This window comes from Beijerinckia sp. 28-YEA-48 (genome assembly GCF_900104955.1).
Lineage (GTDB): Bacteria > Pseudomonadota > Alphaproteobacteria > Rhizobiales > Beijerinckiaceae > Terripilifer.
In genome coordinates this window covers 5,852,484-5,868,557 of record NZ_FNSI01000001.1, presented here as the reverse complement: position 1 = coordinate 5,868,557, position 16,074 = coordinate 5,852,484, and the positions used below count along the sequence as shown (strand labels likewise).

Sequence of the window (16,074 nt, the reverse complement as noted above, 5' to 3'; positions counted from 1 at the left end):
CTCGGCTAAGAAACGTTATACTATAACACACAAAGGTCGGGCTGGGCTGCTTTATGAAACGTCGAAATCTTGTTCTTTCAGCCGGTTATGTACTCATCTCGGCGAAAGCCGCTACCGCGCAGGTACTTCTCCCCGATATCGTGGTCACGGCCCCGAGCCCGATCCAGGAACCCTGGCGGCAGGCGCCCCAACCAGCCACCCCGACCGGGCTTCTCCCGGTCGCCGATCGCGCCTTCGCGCCGATCACCGTCGTCACCGACAGCGAGTTGCAACGCACGTCCGGCGCCACCTTGGGCGATATGCTCGCCAACAAGCCTGGCCTGTCCAGCTCCTCCTATGCGCCAGGCGCCAGCCGCCCCATCATTCGCGGCCTCGATAATTCCCGTGTCCGCGTCCAGGAAAACGGCATCGGCTCCATGGACGTTTCGACCATCGGCGAGGATCACGGCGTGCCGATCGATCCGCTGGCAGCCCAAAAGGTCGAAGTCATCCGCGGCCCCGCCAGCCTGCGCTGGGGCTCCCAGGCCATCGGCGGCGTCGTCAATGCCGACAACAACCGCATTCCAGGGCCGGATACGCCCCAGGGTCTGCACGGCACCTTGCGTGGCGCCCTGACATCGGTCGACCGTGGCGGTGAAGGCTCGGCCCTCTTCGACATGCGGCAAGGCAATTTCGCCATGCATGGCGATTACTTCCAGCGCAGCGCCGGCGACTATCAGACGCCGCACGGACGCCAACCGAACTCCGCCCTCAATATGCAAGGCGGCTCGCTCGGCGGCTCCTATATTTTCGATCGCGGCTATGTCGGCGTGTCGATCACCCAGTTCAACTCGCTCTACCATGTGCCTGGCATCGCCGGCACCGCCAGCAACACGCGCATCGATCTCGAACAGACCAAGATCAATGCCAAAGGCGAATTCCAGGTGGGCACGGCCTTCATCGATACGGTCCGCTTCTGGTTCGGCGGCTCGCAATATCGCCACTTCGAACGCGGCCTTGATCCCGACAGCGGCATGGATTCCATTCGCGCCACCTTCAAGAACCGCGAATATGAGGGCCGCGTCGAAGCCCAACTGATGCCCATGGAGACAGCATTCGGGCGCCTGACCACGGCGGTTGGCGTGCAATATGGCACCCAGCGCATCGGCACGGCCGGCGAAGCCGGCGGCCTGCTCGATCCGACCCGTGGCAACCGCGCCGCCGCTTATATCTTCAATGAATTGCAAGCGACGCAGAAGCTGCGCTTCCAAGCGGCCGCGCGCATCGAGCACGTGAATTTCAACGGCATTCAGACGCTGTTCCCGAGCGACTATCTTCCCGATGGCTCGTCATTGGTGCAAGCACGGAAGACGCGTCAGTTCATACCCGGCAGCATCAGCCTGGGCGCGCTCTACGATCTGCCCCATGACATCGTCGCCAGCGTGACCGCGCAATATGTGCAACGCGCGCCCGATGCGCTCGAGCTCTTCGCCCATGGCGCTCACGATGCCACGGCCACTTTCGAGATCGGCAATCCCAATCTCCGCAAGGAAGCGGCGACGTCGATCGAATTCGGCCTGCGACGCTCCAAAGGTCCGCTGCGCTTCGACTTCACCGCCTATCACACGCGCTATCAGGGCTATATCTCGAAGCGCCTGACAGGTACGCTCTGCGGCGATGAATTCGACACCTGCGGTGTCGACAGCGAGCTCAAACAACTCGTCTACACCCAGCGCGACGCGACCTTCACCGGCGCCGAACTCTCAGCCCAATATGATGCCTTCGAAGCCGGCAACGGCATGGTCGGTTTCGAAGGTCAGTTCGACGTGGTGCGCGCCCGCTTCACCAATGGCAGCAGTATCGCGCGCATTCCGCCGGTAAGGTTGGGCGGCGGCATCTTCTATCGTTCCGCCGACTGGTATGCGCGCGTGAACTGGCTGCATGCCTTTGCCCATCGCCAGATCGACCCGACCCAGGAGACGCCGACCAAAGGCTATAATCTGCTGCGCGCCGACCTGGCCTACACCTACAAATTCCGGGACGCGGGCCAGCCGCTCGAACTCACCTTTGGCATTTCCGGCAACAACCTCTTGAACGCCAATATCCGCAACAGCACCTCGATCCTGAAGGACGAGGTCCTGATGCCGGGCCGCACGGTGAAGGTTTTCGCCGCCTTGAAGTTCTAAAACTCAGATTAGGTGACACCGTGCCGCCGGCGGTTTATGTCCGGCGGCATGTCTTTTTCGCGCCAGTTCACGATGTTCGTCGCCGTCGGCGTCGCCGCCATGATCGCCCATTACGGCGCGCTCATCAGCCTTGTCGAAGGCGCCGGCTGGCAGCCTGTCCCCGCCACCCTCATCGGCTATATCTGCGGCGGCATCGTTTCCTATCTGCTGAACCGCCGGCACACCTATCAGAGCGATCGACCGCATGAAGAGGCAGGCTGGCGTTTCGCTCTGGTCGCGGCCGTCGGCTTCGGTCTGACCTGGCTGTTCATGTATGCCCTGCACGATCGGCTCGGCATTCAATATCTCGTCGCCCAGCTCATCACCACGGCCATCGTCATGGCCTGGAGCTTTCTCGCCCACAAATGGTTCACCTTCGGCGAGCCGCGGGCCTAGTTCACGGCCACTTCACGCTCGGCGGCAGCGACGACAGAATCGAATCGACGTTACCACCCGTCTTCAACCCGAAGATCGTGCCGCGATCATAGATCAGGTTGAACTCGACATAGCGGCCGCGCCGCACCAGCTGCTCTTCACGCTGCGCTTGCGTCCATGGCTTCTGGAAATTGCGCCGAACCAGTTGCGGATAGATCCCAAGAAAACTTTCGCCGACATCGCGCGTGAAGGCGAGATCGGCCTCCCAGGCGCTGTTCGCCGCATCGCCGGCGCTGTTGAGATAATCATAGAAGATCCCACCGACACCGCGCGGTTCGTTGCGATGCTTGAGGAAGAAGTAGTCGTCGCACCAGGCTTTGAACTTATCGTAAGGCGCAACGGCCGCGTGTCGATCGCAGGCGCCGCGCAGGGCGCCATGGAAATCCACCGTATCGGGATCATCCTGGGTGCGGCGCGCGTCGAGCACAGGCGTCAGATCGGCGCCACCGCCGAACCAATGTTTCGAGGTGACGACAAAGCGCGTGTTCATATGCACCGCGGGCACATTCGGATTCCACGGATGAACGATCAGGGAAATGCCCGAGGCCCAGAAACGGGGATCCTCGGCGGCGCCGGGAATCTGCGCCGCGAATTCCGGTGCAAACGTGCCAAACACCGTCGACACATGCACGCCGGCCTTCTCGAACACACGGCCCTTGAGGATCGCCATCGTGCCACCGCCGCCTGGCGCGCCATCATGATTGGTGCGCTGCCAGGATTTGCGCGTGGCGCGGCCCGGTGTGGCGGCTTCCGGCGCGAAGGGCCCGGCGCACTCGCTCTCCAGGGTCTCGAAACTGTGGAGGAGGCGATCCTGCAGCGATTCGAACCATGCTCGGGCCGTCTGCTTGCGCGCCTCGATATCGAACTCTGCCGCCATGGATCCTCTCCTGATACCGCCTGATCGCGACGGCTGCGTTGGATTAACCCTGTCCTCCGGCGTCACAATGTGGTCAAGCGCCGCGGAGAAATGCCAGTGGCGTCAAAGCCTCCGGCCACCTTCCAGCTGCCGCAGCGCCTCGCCCAGGACCATCGCGGCGCTGACGGCGACATTGAGGGAGCGCATGCCCGGCCGCACCGGGATCAGCACGGCGGCGTCCGCGGCCTGGTGGACCTCGTCCGGCACGCCCAATGATTCGCGCCCGACCAGAAGAATATCCCCGGGCGAAAACGTGAAATCCGTGTAGGAAACCGCCGCCCGGGTGGTCAGCAGGACCAATCGGCGGCCCTTTTCCGCCCGCCAAGCCTCGAAAGCGGTCCAGGAAACGTGTCGCTCGATGGCCACATGGTCCAAATAATCCATGCTGGAACGGCGAAAATGCCGGTCCGAGACCGGAAAACCCGCCGGTTCGATAATGGCGGCATCGGCGCCCAGGCAGGCGCAGGTGCGCAGCATGGTGCCGCAGTTTTGTGGAATATCAGGCTGAAATAGCGCGAGAGTCAGCACGGTCATGGCTACGGCCTATAGCTTGGGCGGAACCGGACGGGAAGCTGGTCCCGCAGGCAGTGGACCGCATCCCCGGGGCTATGGACAACCCGTTAGAACGATGCGAGATAGCGCCGCTAACGCTCGGATTTCCGGTCCCAACGGGGCGGGGCCAGAGCACTCCAAAAAAGCCCGAATGGTGGCGATGCGTCGCATTGCCGCTGACGGATGTTGGACCTAGTGGAACGACAGCTCCTCCTGAGGAGCCTCGTTTGACCACCGTATGGCGCGCCGCTGTCGCCAATTCGGTGCAGCAAGGGGGTTATAGTGGCTACTTCTTCGACCGTCGAACCGACCCGCAGGGATTTCCTGTTCATCGCGACAGGCGCCGCAGGTGCGGTGGGTGTTGGCGCTGTCGCATGGCCCCTGATCAGCCAGATGAATCCCGATGCTTCGACCCTGGCCATGGCCTCGATCGAAGTCGATATCGGTGCGGTTCCTCTCGGCGCGATCATGACGGTCAAGTGGCGCGGCAAGCCGGTTTTCGTCCGTCACCGGACACCGAAAGAAATTCAGGAAGCCGTCAGCGTCCCGCTGGCCGAGCTGCCCGATCCGGAAACCGACAAGCAGCGCGTCCAGAAGCCGGAATGGCTTGTCGTCGTCGGCATCTGCACGCATCTCGGTTGCGTGCCGATCGGCCAGGCCGGTTCGCGCGGCGATTACGATGGCTGGTTCTGCCCCTGCCACGGCTCGCAGTACGACACCTCCGGGCGCATTCGTCGTGGTCCCGCGCCGAAGAACCTCGAGATTCCCAGCTACAGCTTTCTCACCGACACGAAGCTCAAGATCGGCTGATCCAGCCTTCTACGCTTCTTGCCGTCGATTTTTCGCATCCGTGCTCGCCAAATAGAGACCAGTCACATGAGCGGACCCTCCACCTACGTCCCCAAAAGCGCACTCGGCCGCTGGTTCGAGAGCCGTCTGCCCGTCGCCGGGCTGATCCATGGCTCCTTCATCGCCTATCCGACGCCGCGTAACCTCAACTACTGGTGGACGTTCGGCGGCATCCTCAGCTTCATGCTGGTGGCGCAGATCATCACCGGCATCGTGCTGACCATGCACTACACGCCGCACGTCGACATGGCCTTCGCTTCGGTCGAGTCGATCATGCGCGACGTGAACTGGGGCTGGTTCCTGCGCTACGCCCATTCCAACGGCGCTTCGATGTTCTTCGTCGCCGTTTACATCCACATGTTCCGTGGCGTGTACTACGGGTCCTACAAGGCGCCGCGTGAGGTGCTGTGGATCCTCGGCGTCATCATCTATCTCCTGATGATGGCCACCGGCTTCCTGGGCTACACCCTGCCGTGGGGCCAGATGAGCTTCTGGGGCGCCACCGTCATCACCAACTTCTTCACCGCCATCCCGCTGGTCGGCGAGGCGATCACCACCTGGCTCTGGGGTGGCTATTCGGTTGGCAACCCGACCCTGAACCGCTTCTTCGCCCTGCACTACCTGCTGCCCTTCATGATCGCCGGCGTTGTCGTGCTGCACGTATGGGCGCTGCATGTGGTCGGCCAGAACAACCCCGATGGCGTCGAGATCAAGAACGTCAAGCGTGACGCGGTGGCTTTCACCCCCTACGCGACGATCAAGGACAGCTTCGCGATCGTCTGCTTCCTGATCCTCTACGCCTGGTTCATCTTCCAGGTGCCGAACTACCTTGGCCACGCCGACAACTATATCGAGGCGAACCCGCTCTCGACGCCGGCTCACATCGTTCCGGAATGGTATTACCTGCCGTTCTACGCGATCCTGCGCGCCATTCCTTCCAAGCTCGGCGGCGTTATCGCCATGTTCGGTTCGATCGCGATCCTCGCCTTCCTGCCCTGGCTCGACACGTCCCGCGTGCGTTCAGGCAAGTATCGGCCGATGTTCAAGATCTTCTTCTGGGCCTTCATGCTGTGCTGCATTGGCCTGGGCTATCTCGGCTCGATGCCGGCGGAAGGTGGCTATGTCATCGCGGCCCGCCTGCTGACGACCTACTACTTCGGCTTCTTCCTCATCATCCTGCCGCTTCTCGGCATCTTTGAAACGCCCAAGCCTGTCCCCGCATCGATTGCCGATGCGGTGCTCGCCAGAAATGGCGGCGCAGCGGCCCAGCCGGCGGAATGATCAGGGAGCTAAGGAAAACATCATGATCTCCTTCAAATCGATCAGCTTGGCTTTCGCGATCTCGGCGGTAGCTCTCACCGGCGCCCTGGCGCAGGAAGAACATGCCCCGGCGCCGCCGCGGCAAGAGTGGACCTTCGGCGGCTTCTTCGGCAAATACGATCGCGCTCAGCTACAGCGTGGTTTCAAGGTCTATCGGGAAGTCTGTCAGGCCTGCCACTCGCTGAACCTGCTGCGCTTCGGCAACCTCGCCGATCCTGGTGGTCCGCAGTTCTCCGAAGCCCAGGTCAAGGCGCTCGCCGCCGAATATCAGATCAAGGACTTCAACGATAAGGGCGAAGCCATCGAGCGTCCGGGCCGTCCGTCCGACCGCTTCCCGAAGCTCTTCGTCAATGCCGATGCCGCCGCCGCCGTTCACGGCGTGGCGCCGCCGGATCTCTCGGTCATCGCCAAGGCCCGCTCCTATTCGCGCGGCTTCCCGCTGTTCCTCCTCGATATGGTGCCGGGCTTCGCCTATCAGGAGCATGGCCCCGACTACATCGTCGCGCTGCTGAACGGCTATACCAAGACGGGCGAAGACCACTGGAACGAATTCTTCCCGGGTCACCAGATCGCCATGCCGAAGCCGCTGAGCGACGGCCAGGTGGAATTCCCCGACAATGCGCCCAAGACCGTGCAGCAGTATTCGCACGACGTCTCCGCTTTCTTGATGTGGGCGGCCGAACCGAAGCTCGAAGAGCGCAAGAAGGCCGGCTTCAATGCCCTCATCTTCCTGGCGATCTTCGCCGGCCTGCTCTACTTCACCAAAAAACGGATCTGGAAGGACGCGCACTAAGCGCCGTCTTCCTCCCCAAACAAAACCCCGCGGCGACGCGGGGTTTTTTATTGCCTGAACCTTGGTGTCACCCCGGACGACTGCGCAGCAGGCGATCCGGGATGAAGAGACTGCTATCCCGCCGCCTGCGCCTTCGCCCAGGTGTCGCGCAATCCGACGGTGCGGTTGAACACCGGCCGCTCCGCTGTGCTGTCGATATCGGTGCAGAAATAGCCCTGCCGCTCGAACTGCACCGGCACGCCGACTTCGCTGCTGGCCAGCGATGGCTCGAGCTTGCAGCCCTTGAGCACCGTCAGCGAGGTAGGATTGAGATCGGCTTGGAAATCGCTGGCCGAGGGATCGGGCTTGGCGAACAGATGTTCGTAGAGCCGTACCTCGGCATCGAGCGCCTCGCTCGCCTCGACCCAATGCAAGGTCGCTTTCACCTTGCGGCCGTCAGGCGCATTGCCGCCACGGGTCGCGGGATCATAGGTGCAGCGCAGCTCGATCACCTCGCCTGAAGCGTCCTTGATCGCCTCCCGGCAGGTGAGGAAATAGGCATAGCGCAACCGCACTTCCGCGCCCGGTGACAAACGGAAGAATTTCTTCGGCGGATTCTCCATGAAATCGTCGCTCTCGATATAGAGCTCGCGGCCGAAGCGGATCTTGCGCGTGCCCGCCGCCGGATCGTCCGGATGATTGACCGCCTCGAGTTCCTCGAAATGTCCTTCGGGGAAGTTCTCGATCACCACTTTCAGCGGCCGCAGCACGGCCATGCGGCGCTGCGCCCGCGCATTGAGATATTCGCGGATCGAAAAGTCGAGCATGCCGTAATCGACGATGCTGTTGGCCTTGGCGACGCCGACGCGCTTGATGAAATCGCGCACGGACTGCGGCGGCACGCCCTTGCGGCGCAGTGCCGCGAGCGTCGGCATGCGCGGATCGTCCCAGCCGTTGACGATGTTCTCGTGCACCAACCGGTTGAGGATGCGCTTCGACAGCAGCGTATAGGTGAGGTTGAGGCGCGCGAACTCATACTGGCGCGGCCGTGCCGGCACCGGCAGATTGTCGAGGAACCAGTCGTAGAGCGGCCGATGATCCTCGAATTCCAGCGTGCAGATCGAATGGGTCACGCCTTCGAGCGCATCCGACTGGCCGTGGGCGAAGTCATAGCTCGGATAGATGCGCCATTTGTCGCCGGTGCGCGGATGATTCGCCTCGACGATGCGATAGAGAGTGGGGTCGCGCAGGTTGATATTGCCCGACGCCATGTCGATCTTGGCGCGCAGCACACGCTGGCCAGGCTTCGCCTGCCCATCGCGCATGCCCCGGAACAGGGCGAGGTTTTCCTCGACGCTGCGATCGCGGAACGGGCTGTTGCGGCCGGGCTCGGTCAACGTGCCGCGATTGGTCCGCATCTCGTCGGGCGACTGGTCGTCCACATAGGCCTTGCCGCTCGAGATCAGATGTTCGGCCCAGGCGTAGAGCTGATCGAAATAATCGGACGCATGATGCAGGTTGTTGGCCCAATCGAAGCCGAGCCAGCGCACGTCGCGTTCGATGGCGTCGATATATTCCTGCTCTTCCTTGGCCGGATTGGTGTCATCGAAGCGCAGATTGCAGCGCCCGCCATATTCCTCGGCCAGCCCAAAGTTCAGGCAGATCGACTTGGCATGGCCAATATGCAGATAGCCGTTGGGCTCCGGCGGAAACCGGGTCACGACTGTCTGGTGCTTGCCGGACTTGAGATCGTTCTCGACGATCTCGCGAATGAAATCTTTACCGGCTTCCTTGACCGTCTCGACCGAAGACATTGACCCTGGTTCCTACGTAGCAAAAATACCGCACATGCAGAGCGCGACGCCGCCTGCCTATCACAGCTTGGCACGACGCCGAAACCGCGACAAATCAACCAACTTGACCCTGCGAGCGCGACACGGCACAGACGGATCGTGAGCTTCCGTATCGCCCATCTCTCAGACGCACATATCGGCCCGCTGCCGCGGCCCATGATCCGGGAATTGCTGAACAAGCGTTTCACCGGCTACGTCAATTGGCGCCGCCGATCGCATATCCACAATATGGAGGTCCTGGGCGAAATCGTGGCCGATATTCGGGCGCATACACCCGATCATGTGGCCATGACCGGCGATATTCTCAACATCGGCCTGCCGGAAGAGTTCCGCCTCGCCCGCCGCTGGCTGGAGACCCTGGGCGACCCCAACGACGTCAGCTTCGTTCCCGGCAACCACGACGCCTATGTCCGGGGATCCCTGCCCTGGATCGCCGATACCTTCGGCCCCTGGTGCTCGAACGACGGCGACACTAAGACCCATTTTCCCTATCTGCGGGTGCGCGGCGATATCGCCCTGATCGGCCTGTCCTCGGGCGTGCCGACCCTGCCGCTGCTCGCCTCCGGCCGCGTCGGCGAAGCGCAGATGCGCGCCTTCGCCAGCCTGCTGGAGGAAACCGGCAAGCGTGGCCTGTTCCGGGTGGTCATGATCCACCATCCGCCGTGGCAATCGGGCGCCAGCTTCGGCCGTGGCCTCACCGATGCCCGCGCCTTCGAGCGGACCATTGCGCATTGTGGCGCCGAACTGATTCTGCATGGCCACAACCACCGGCTGATGGTGAAGAAAATCACAGCCCCGGGCGGCGCCATCCCGAGCATTGGCGTTGCCTCGGCCTCTGCTGTGCCGGGCACGCCGCACCATCGTGCCGCCTGGCATCTCTATACGATCGAGAAACGCGGCAATGCCTGGTCCATTGAAGGGCGCATTCGCGGTCTGCAGTCCGGCGAGCGGCGTGTCAGCGATCTCGGTGCGGTGCCGCTCTAGCGACCGTATTGGGCGATCCACCACGCCTCAATGAGCGTCCACAGGAAATAGCCCGCGCCCGCTGCCAGAATGAGCAGTGCGATACTGCCCAAAAATTCGATCAGGAACATGAGCGTGTGGGCGAACCAGCCACGCACCCGCGCGCGCTGCACGGGTGCTACCGGCGCAACTTCGGCGACAGAAACCTTGCCAGCAATCTTATCAGCCCGCGCCGGCGGTGCGGCCACCGACCTCGCTGGCGCTTGCGGCTGCGATAGACCGTCGGACGCCAAGGCCTTTTCGCGCTCCACCAGCCGGCGGGCGATGTAGTCGGTGCAGGCATCGACGATCGGATCGATCCGCTCGCTTTCCGCCAGGGTGATGCGGCCGTGACGCGTGTCCTGTACGAAGCGATAGACCCGCCGATCCGGCGCCATTTCCACATAGGCGATCATGTCGAGAAACAGACGCGGCCGTTCTCCAGGCACCAGCCCGGCATCGAACAGATCGACATCCGCCGGCACCTGCGCCAGCACCGGCTCCAGCGTGTCGCGCAGCATTTCGAGCCGGGCCATTTCGGCGCCGCGCAGTTCCGCCACCACGCAGGATTGCTCCGCCTGCTCGACCCGCGCCCGACGTACAGCCGCCTTCAGGCTCGGCGGCGCGACACGCAAATCTTGGCGCGAGTTCCGCCCGCCAACACCGCGATCGTCTTCACTCATCACGCATTCCAGACGCTGACTTAACCTTCTGTTCACTATAGCGTCGTGAAAGAACGATGACGAATCTCCCCGAAATGTGATGGTTTAAAGCATGGCTTCCACGGTAAAGCGGTCGAAAGGCTGGGATTTCTGGATCGATCGCGGCGGCACGTTCACCGATGTCATCGGCCGCGCGCCCGATGGTCCTCTCGCCATCCGCAAATTGCTCTCGGAAAATCCTGGCGCCTATGCCGACGCCGCCGTGGCCGGCATTCGCGATATCCTCGGCCTCACCGCCGATGAACCGGTGCCGGCGGCCCGCATCGCCACGGTCAAAATGGGCACGACGGTTGCCACCAACGCGCTGCTCGAACGCAAGGGCGAAAAGACCGCGCTGCTGACCACCGCCGGGTTTCGCGACGCCCTGGAAATCGGCAATCAGGCGCGCGCCGATATTTTCGCCAAGCGCATCCTCAAGCCGGAACAGCTTTATGCGACCGTGCTCGAAGCCAAGGAGCGCGTGCGCGCCGACGGAACGATCGAACAGCCGCTCGACACGACCACCGTACGCGCGCAACTCATCGAAGCGAAGAAGCAAGGTTGCGCCGCGCTGGCCATCGTCTTCATGCACGCCTGGCGTTATCCGGAACACGAGAAGATCGCCGCCGCTATCGCGCGCGAAGTCGGCTTCGCGCAGATTTCCACCAGCCACGAAACCTCGCCGCTGATCAAATTCATCGGACGTGGCGACACCACCGTCGCCGATGCCTATCTGACACCGGTTCTGCGCCGCTATGTCGATCTCGTGGGCCGCGAGCTTGGCGCCGAAAACGGCCAAGGCCCACGCCTGATGTTCATGATGTCGTCGGGCGGCCTCACCGCCGCCGACCGCTTCGCCGGCAAGGATGCGATCCTGTCAGGCCCTGCCGGCGGTGTCGTCGCCATGGCGCGCACGGCGAAATCGGCCGGCTTCGGCAAGGTCATCGGCTTCGACATGGGCGGCACGTCGACCGACGTCGCCCATTTCGACGGCATGTTCGAACGCGCCTTCGAAACTCAGGTCGCCGGCGTGCGGCTGCGGGCGCCGATGATGCTCATCCACACGGTCGCTGCCGGTGGCGGCTCGGTCCTGCATTTCGACGGTTCGCGCTTTCGCGTCGGCCCGGATTCGGCGGGCGCCAATCCCGGCCCTAAATCCTATCGCCGCGATGGCCCGCTGACCGTCACCGACGCCAATGTCATGACCGGCAAGCTGATGCCGGACTTTTTCCCGAAGATTTTCGGCCCCCACCAAGACCAACCGCTCGATGACGGCGCGGTGCGCCAGGCCTTCGCTGAATTCGCCGTGCAAACCCATGACGGCCGTTCGCCAGAAGCGGTCGCCGATGGTTTTATCGAAATCGCTGTCGCCAACATGGCCGAGGCGGTGAAGAAAATTTCCGTGGCCCGTGGCTACAATATCTCGCGCTATTTGCTGAACTGCTTCGGCGGCGCTGGCGGCCAGCATGCCTGCCTGGTCGCGGACGCGCTGTCGATGAAGAGCGTGCTGGTGCACCCGCTGTCCTCCCTGCTCTCCGCCTACGGCATGGGCCTGGCCGACATCCGCTCCGTCCGCAACGCGGCGATCGAGGAACAGGCCGATGACAAAGGTTGCGCGCACCTCAAGCGGGCCCTGGCGCGCTTGCAAAAAGAAGCCGTCAAAGAGGTCGCCGCCCAGGGCGTCCCTCGCCGCGACATCGCCAGCGAGTATCGCGCCCACCTGCGCTATGCCGGCACCGACGCCGCCCTTGAAATCAATCTGACGCTGACGGCCTTGGCCTCTATCGGCCAGCTGCGCGCGGCCCTGCGCCGCGAATTCCAAAAGGTGCATAAAGCCCGCTTCGGTTTTGTCGATCGCTCACGCCCGCTGATCATAGAAGCAGCACTCGTTGAGGCCATCGGCGGCGGCGCCAGCTTCAAGGAGCCGGCGAAGAAAACCCATCGCCGCAAAGCGAAGCCGGCCAAGACAACGCGCTTCTATTCGCAAGGCCAGTGGCGCAAGGCCCAGGTCTATCTGCGCGCCGATCTTGAACGCGGCATGCGCATGAACGGACCGGCGCTGCTGATCGAGCCGCACCAGACCATCGTCATCGAAGACGGCTGGCAGGCAGAGATCACCGCGCGCGATCATGTGCTCTTGCAGCGGGTGAAGGCGCTACCCAAGCGCCATGCGGTCGGCACCAAGGCCGATCCGGTTCTGCTCGAAGTCTTCAACAATCGCTTCATGTCGATTGCCGAGCAGATGGGCGTAACCTTGCAGAACACGGCGAGCTCCGTGAACATCAAGGAGCGGCTCGATTTCTCCTGTGCCATTTTCGATGCCGATGGTCGCCTTGTCGCCAATGCGCCGCATATGCCGGTGCATCTGGGCTCGATGGATCGCTCGGTCGAAACCATTATCCGCGAGAATGCCGGCAAGATCCGGCCGGGCGACATCTATGCGCTTAACGCGCCCTATAATGGCGGCACCCATCTGCCCGACATCACCGTCTGCACGCCGGTCTTCGCCAAAGGCACCAATAAGATCGCCTTCTGGGTGGCCTCGCGCGGCCACCATGCCGATGTCGGCGGCCTGACGCCTGGCTCCATGTCGCCGCGCGCCACCCATATCGATGAGGAAGGCGTCTATCTCGATAATCTCAAGATCGTCGATCGTGGCCGCTTTCTGGAACGGGATGTCACCGCACGTTTCACCGGCGCGCGCTATCCGGCGCGCAACGTGGCGCAGAACATTGGCGATCTCAAAGCGCAGATCGCCGCCAATACCAAGGGCGTCGAACTGCTGAGCCAGATGATCGCCGAATTCACCCGCCGCACGGTCGATGCCTATATGGGCCACGTCCAGGACAATGCGGAGGAAAGCGTGCGCCGGGTGATCGCGCGCCTCTCCGATTCGAATTTCGTGGTGGAACTCGATCAGGGCACGCAGATCGCCGTCAAAATCACAGTCAACAAGCGCAAGCGCGAAGCCACCATCGATTTCTCCGGCACGTCGCCGCAGCAAGGCGACAATTTCAATGCACCGGAGCCCGTAACACGCGCCGCCTGTCTGTATGTCTTCCGCGTGATGGTCGACAGCGACATTCCGATGAATGCCGGTTGCCTGCGCCCGCTCAAGATCATCATTCCCGCGGGATCGATGTTGCGCCCGCGCTATCCAGCCGCCGTTGTCGCCGGCAATGTCGAGACGAGCCAGACCGTCACCGATTGTCTCTTCGGTGCGCTATCGGCGCTTGGCTCGGCGCAAGGCACGATGAACAATCTGACCTTCGGCAATGCCCGTTATCAATATTACGAGACTCTCTGTTCCGGTGCCCCGGCAGGCGATGGTTTCGATGGCGCTGCCGCCGTCCACACTCACATGACCAATTCACGCCTCACGGACCCTGAGATATTAGAACTGCGCTTTCCGGTTCTGCTCGAAGATTTTCATATCGTGCGCGGCTCGGGCGGGCGCGGCCGATGGAATGCCGGCGATGGCACCCATCGCACCATCCGCTTTCTCGAAGCAATGGATCTCGCCATTCTCTCGGGCCGGCGCCGTGTGCAGTCTTTCGGCTCAGCCGGCGGCGAGAAAGGCAGGCGCGGCATGAACAGCGTGCGACGTCTCGACGGCACGATCGAAATCCTCGCGGGCTGCGACCAAACACAGCTCAGTGCCGGCGAAGCGATCACCATCGTCACGCCGACGGGCGGCGGGTGGGGACCGGTCCCACGCGGGAAATAAACCTTTCTGGTGCGCCGGCTTGCTGAAGCGAGGCCGGCGTATATGCTGCGCTCTATAAAAACTTCACCTGGGGAGGGAAGATTGAAAGTTCTCAGCCTGTCGATGGCTTGCGCCGCATTGGCGACGATGATTGTAACAGCTGCGGCACAGCAGGATCCCGCACCTGATTTTCCCAAAGCCAGTATCAAACTGGTCGTTTCCGCTGCGGCTGGTGGCGGCAACGACATGATCGCGCGTCTCGTTGCTGAACGCCTGCAAGCAAAATGGGGCCAGAGCGTCATCGTCGAAAATAGAACAGGCGCTGGCAACAATATCGCGACGGAATATGTCTATAAGTCGCCGCCTGATGGTTACACGCTTCTGGTCTCGCCCCCCGCCTCACTCACGGTGAACGTGGCCTTGTTCAAGGATTTGCGCTTCGACCCGACCAAGATCGAAGCCGTCTCCATCACCTCCTACATTCCCAACGTGCTTCTGGTTGGCGGCAACTCCCGCTTCAAGACAGCGCAAGATTTTCTCGACTTCGCCAAAGCTAATCCCGGCAAGTTGAGCTATGCCTCGCAAGGCATGGGCACCACCGGGCATCTCACCGGCGCTTTGCTGGAACAATTGCTCGGCACCAAGCAATTGCACGTGCCCTATGGCGGCGCCGCCCCGGCCTTAAACGACATCATCGCCGGCCATATCGATTTCATGATCGCCGATATCGGCACCGTTCTGCCACTGGCGCAGGACGGCAAGCTGCGCATGCTGGCGACCCTGACCAAAGACCCCTCACCGGTCGCACCGGAATTGCCGACCATAGCAGCGGTCGGCCTGCCGGAGCTTCTCTCCGACACCTGGACCGCTTTCACGGCGCCACCCGGCACGCCGCTGCCGATCCGTCAGAAATATGCGATGGCGCTCCGCGAGATCATCTTCTCGCCAGATATTCGCACCCGCATCGAACAGGTCGGCATCGTGCCCTGGGGGCTCGATCCCCAGCAATCGGCGGAAGTGATTCGGCGCGAGACCGCGCGCTGGACCGACGTGGTGCGCAAGGCGGGCGTGCGTCTCGATTGACCAAACAGAAAGGCCGCGGACACCGCCGCGGCCTTTGTTGATTCATGGCACGGAGACCGCTCAGGCCTTCAGCACCTTCGCCCATTTCATCAGATTGTCGAGCAACTGCCGCATCAGGTCCTTACCCACCGGATCCGTGAACTTGCCATTGGCATCGAACTTATCCGGCGCACCCGCGACGATGACATGCGGATTGTTCACCGGGAAGGCGTTGAGCGCGACCAGAATATGCCGCAGGTGAAACTGAGCACGAATGCCGCCGGTCGGCCCTCCTGAGGCGCTGATCAAGGCGCAAGGCTTGTTGTTGAACGGTTGCTCTGGCGGACGCGAGGCCCAGTCGAGCGCGTTCTTCAAGGCCGAGGAAACCGAATAATTATACTCAGGCGTCGCGATCAAAATGCCGTCGGCGGCCGCAACCTGAGACCGAAAACGTTGGGCCTGGGCCGGATAGCCCGCCAAGCGAACGTCGTCGTTGTAGAGGGGAATATCCCCGATCTCCGCAAAGGAGAATTCCATGCCCGCTGGAGCCACGTCCTGCATGGCATGCAGCGTCATTGTATTGAATGATCCCTTACGCAAGCTCCCCGAGATTGCGAGTACCTTAAATCCGCTCATGACTGATCCCGATCGAAAGAAAGTCCGGCCTAGAGGCCATGAGCAGAGGTGCCATATCCGGGGCCC

Annotated in this window: 13 protein-coding genes; 8 read left to right on the top strand and 5 right to left on the bottom strand. The window is 62.4% G+C overall.

Translation table 11 applies throughout. The features are described from left to right. Window positions 1-53: 53 nt before the first annotated feature. Window positions 54-2,165 (top strand): TonB-dependent receptor, encoded by a 2,112-nt coding sequence (locus tag BLW50_RS27525; protein WP_090708324.1) that lies wholly within the window; start codon window positions 54-56, stop codon window positions 2,163-2,165. Window positions 2,166-2,213: 48 nt separating this feature from the next. Next, window positions 2,214-2,600 carry a GtrA family protein gene (locus BLW50_RS27520; protein WP_090709834.1) on the top strand — a complete coding sequence of 129 codons (387 nt, stop codon included), beginning with the start codon at window positions 2,214-2,216 and terminating at the stop codon, window positions 2,598-2,600. A gap of 1 nt (window position 2,601) precedes the next feature. On the opposite strand, the gene hemF is transcribed toward BLW50_RS27520, so the two are convergent. Next, the gene (hemF, locus tag BLW50_RS27515) at window positions 2,602-3,516 is read right to left on the bottom strand and encodes an oxygen-dependent coproporphyrinogen oxidase (RefSeq protein ID WP_090708321.1); all 915 of its coding nucleotides are present in this window, start codon (window positions 3,514-3,516) and stop codon (window positions 2,602-2,604) included. A gap of 102 nt (window positions 3,517-3,618) precedes the next feature. Continuing rightward, window positions 3,619-4,089 carry a tRNA (cytidine(34)-2'-O)-methyltransferase gene (locus BLW50_RS27510; protein ID WP_170850379.1) on the bottom strand — a complete coding sequence of 157 codons (471 nt, stop codon included), beginning with the start codon at window positions 4,087-4,089 and terminating at the stop codon, window positions 3,619-3,621. A gap of 300 nt (window positions 4,090-4,389) precedes the next feature. On the opposite strand from BLW50_RS27510, the gene petA reads away from it, so the two are divergent. The 3 genes from petA to BLW50_RS27495 all read left to right on the top strand — a co-directional run bounded on the left by petA (window position 4,390) and on the right by BLW50_RS27495 (window position 7,069). Beyond that, window positions 4,390-4,917, top strand: a complete 528-nt coding sequence (gene petA, locus BLW50_RS27505; protein WP_090708319.1) for a ubiquinol-cytochrome c reductase iron-sulfur subunit — start codon at window positions 4,390-4,392, stop codon at window positions 4,915-4,917. A 66-nt stretch (window positions 4,918-4,983) separates the two neighbouring features. After that, window positions 4,984-6,237 (top strand): cytochrome b, encoded by a 1,254-nt coding sequence (locus tag BLW50_RS27500; protein ID WP_090708316.1) that lies wholly within the window; start codon window positions 4,984-4,986, stop codon window positions 6,235-6,237. A 22-nt stretch (window positions 6,238-6,259) separates the two neighbouring features. Next, window positions 6,260-7,069 carry a cytochrome c1 gene (locus BLW50_RS27495; RefSeq protein ID WP_090709830.1) on the top strand — a complete coding sequence of 270 codons (810 nt, stop codon included), beginning with the start codon at window positions 6,260-6,262 and terminating at the stop codon, window positions 7,067-7,069. A gap of 113 nt (window positions 7,070-7,182) precedes the next feature. Here the strand turns inward: BLW50_RS27495 and BLW50_RS27490 are convergent, their stop codons facing one another. Continuing rightward, window positions 7,183-8,862, bottom strand: a complete 1,680-nt coding sequence (locus BLW50_RS27490) for a glutamine--tRNA ligase/YqeY domain fusion protein (RefSeq protein ID WP_090708313.1) — start codon at window positions 8,860-8,862, stop codon at window positions 7,183-7,185. A 138-nt stretch (window positions 8,863-9,000) separates the two neighbouring features. Between BLW50_RS27490 and BLW50_RS27485 the strand changes: the two genes are divergently transcribed. Continuing rightward, entirely contained in the window at window positions 9,001-9,885 is an 885-nt protein-coding gene (locus tag BLW50_RS27485) for a metallophosphoesterase family protein (protein ID WP_090708311.1), read from the top strand. Here the strand turns inward: BLW50_RS27485 and BLW50_RS27480 are convergent. Beyond that, the gene (locus BLW50_RS27480; RefSeq protein WP_090708308.1) at window positions 9,882-10,586 is read right to left on the bottom strand and encodes a hypothetical protein; all 705 of its coding nucleotides are present in this window, start codon (window positions 10,584-10,586) and stop codon (window positions 9,882-9,884) included. The two genes, BLW50_RS27485 and BLW50_RS27480, sit on opposite strands and share 4 nt — an antisense overlap. 91 nt (window positions 10,587-10,677) lie before the next feature. On the opposite strand from BLW50_RS27480, the gene BLW50_RS27475 reads away from it, so the two are divergent. Next, on the top strand, window positions 10,678-14,331 hold the full coding sequence (locus BLW50_RS27475; RefSeq protein ID WP_090708305.1) for a hydantoinase B/oxoprolinase family protein: 3,654 nt from the start codon (window positions 10,678-10,680) through the stop codon (window positions 14,329-14,331). 81 nt (window positions 14,332-14,412) lie between these two features. Beyond that, window positions 14,413-15,393 (top strand): Bug family tripartite tricarboxylate transporter substrate binding protein, encoded by a 981-nt coding sequence (locus tag BLW50_RS27470; protein WP_170850378.1) that lies wholly within the window; start codon window positions 14,413-14,415, stop codon window positions 15,391-15,393. A gap of 60 nt (window positions 15,394-15,453) precedes the next feature. Here BLW50_RS27470 and BLW50_RS27465 read toward each other — a convergent pair whose 3' ends face one another. Continuing rightward, window positions 15,454-16,008, bottom strand: a complete 555-nt coding sequence (locus BLW50_RS27465; RefSeq protein ID WP_090708300.1) for an NADPH-dependent FMN reductase — start codon at window positions 16,006-16,008, stop codon at window positions 15,454-15,456. Between the last annotated feature and the right edge of the window lie 66 nt (window positions 16,009-16,074).

What these genes read in the sequence shown, in the direction of transcription:
- BLW50_RS27490 (WP_090708313.1), bottom strand. Translation starts at nt 8,862, where the DNA reads ATGTCTTCGGTCGAGACGGTCAAGGAAGCCGGTAAAGATTTCATTCGC.
- BLW50_RS27520 (WP_090709834.1), top strand. Translation starts at nt 2,214, where the DNA reads ATGTCTTTTTCGCGCCAGTTCACGATGTTCGTCGCCGTCGGCGTCGCC.
- BLW50_RS27525 (WP_090708324.1), top strand. Translation starts at nt 54, where the DNA reads ATGAAACGTCGAAATCTTGTTCTTTCAGCCGGTTATGTACTCATCTCG.
- BLW50_RS27465 (WP_090708300.1), bottom strand. Translation starts at nt 16,008, where the DNA reads ATGAGCGGATTTAAGGTACTCGCAATCTCGGGGAGCTTGCGTAAGGGA.
- hemF (WP_090708321.1), bottom strand. Translation starts at nt 3,516, where the DNA reads ATGGCGGCAGAGTTCGATATCGAGGCGCGCAAGCAGACGGCCCGAGCA.
- BLW50_RS27500 (WP_090708316.1), top strand. Translation starts at nt 4,984, where the DNA reads ATGAGCGGACCCTCCACCTACGTCCCCAAAAGCGCACTCGGCCGCTGG.
- BLW50_RS27475 (WP_090708305.1), top strand. Translation starts at nt 10,678, where the DNA reads ATGGCTTCCACGGTAAAGCGGTCGAAAGGCTGGGATTTCTGGATCGAT.
- BLW50_RS27495 (WP_090709830.1), top strand. Translation starts at nt 6,260, where the DNA reads ATGATCTCCTTCAAATCGATCAGCTTGGCTTTCGCGATCTCGGCGGTA.
- BLW50_RS27480 (WP_090708308.1), bottom strand. Translation starts at nt 10,586, where the DNA reads ATGAGTGAAGACGATCGCGGTGTTGGCGGGCGGAACTCGCGCCAAGAT.
- BLW50_RS27510 (WP_170850379.1), bottom strand. Translation starts at nt 4,089, where the DNA reads ATGACCGTGCTGACTCTCGCGCTATTTCAGCCTGATATTCCACAAAAC.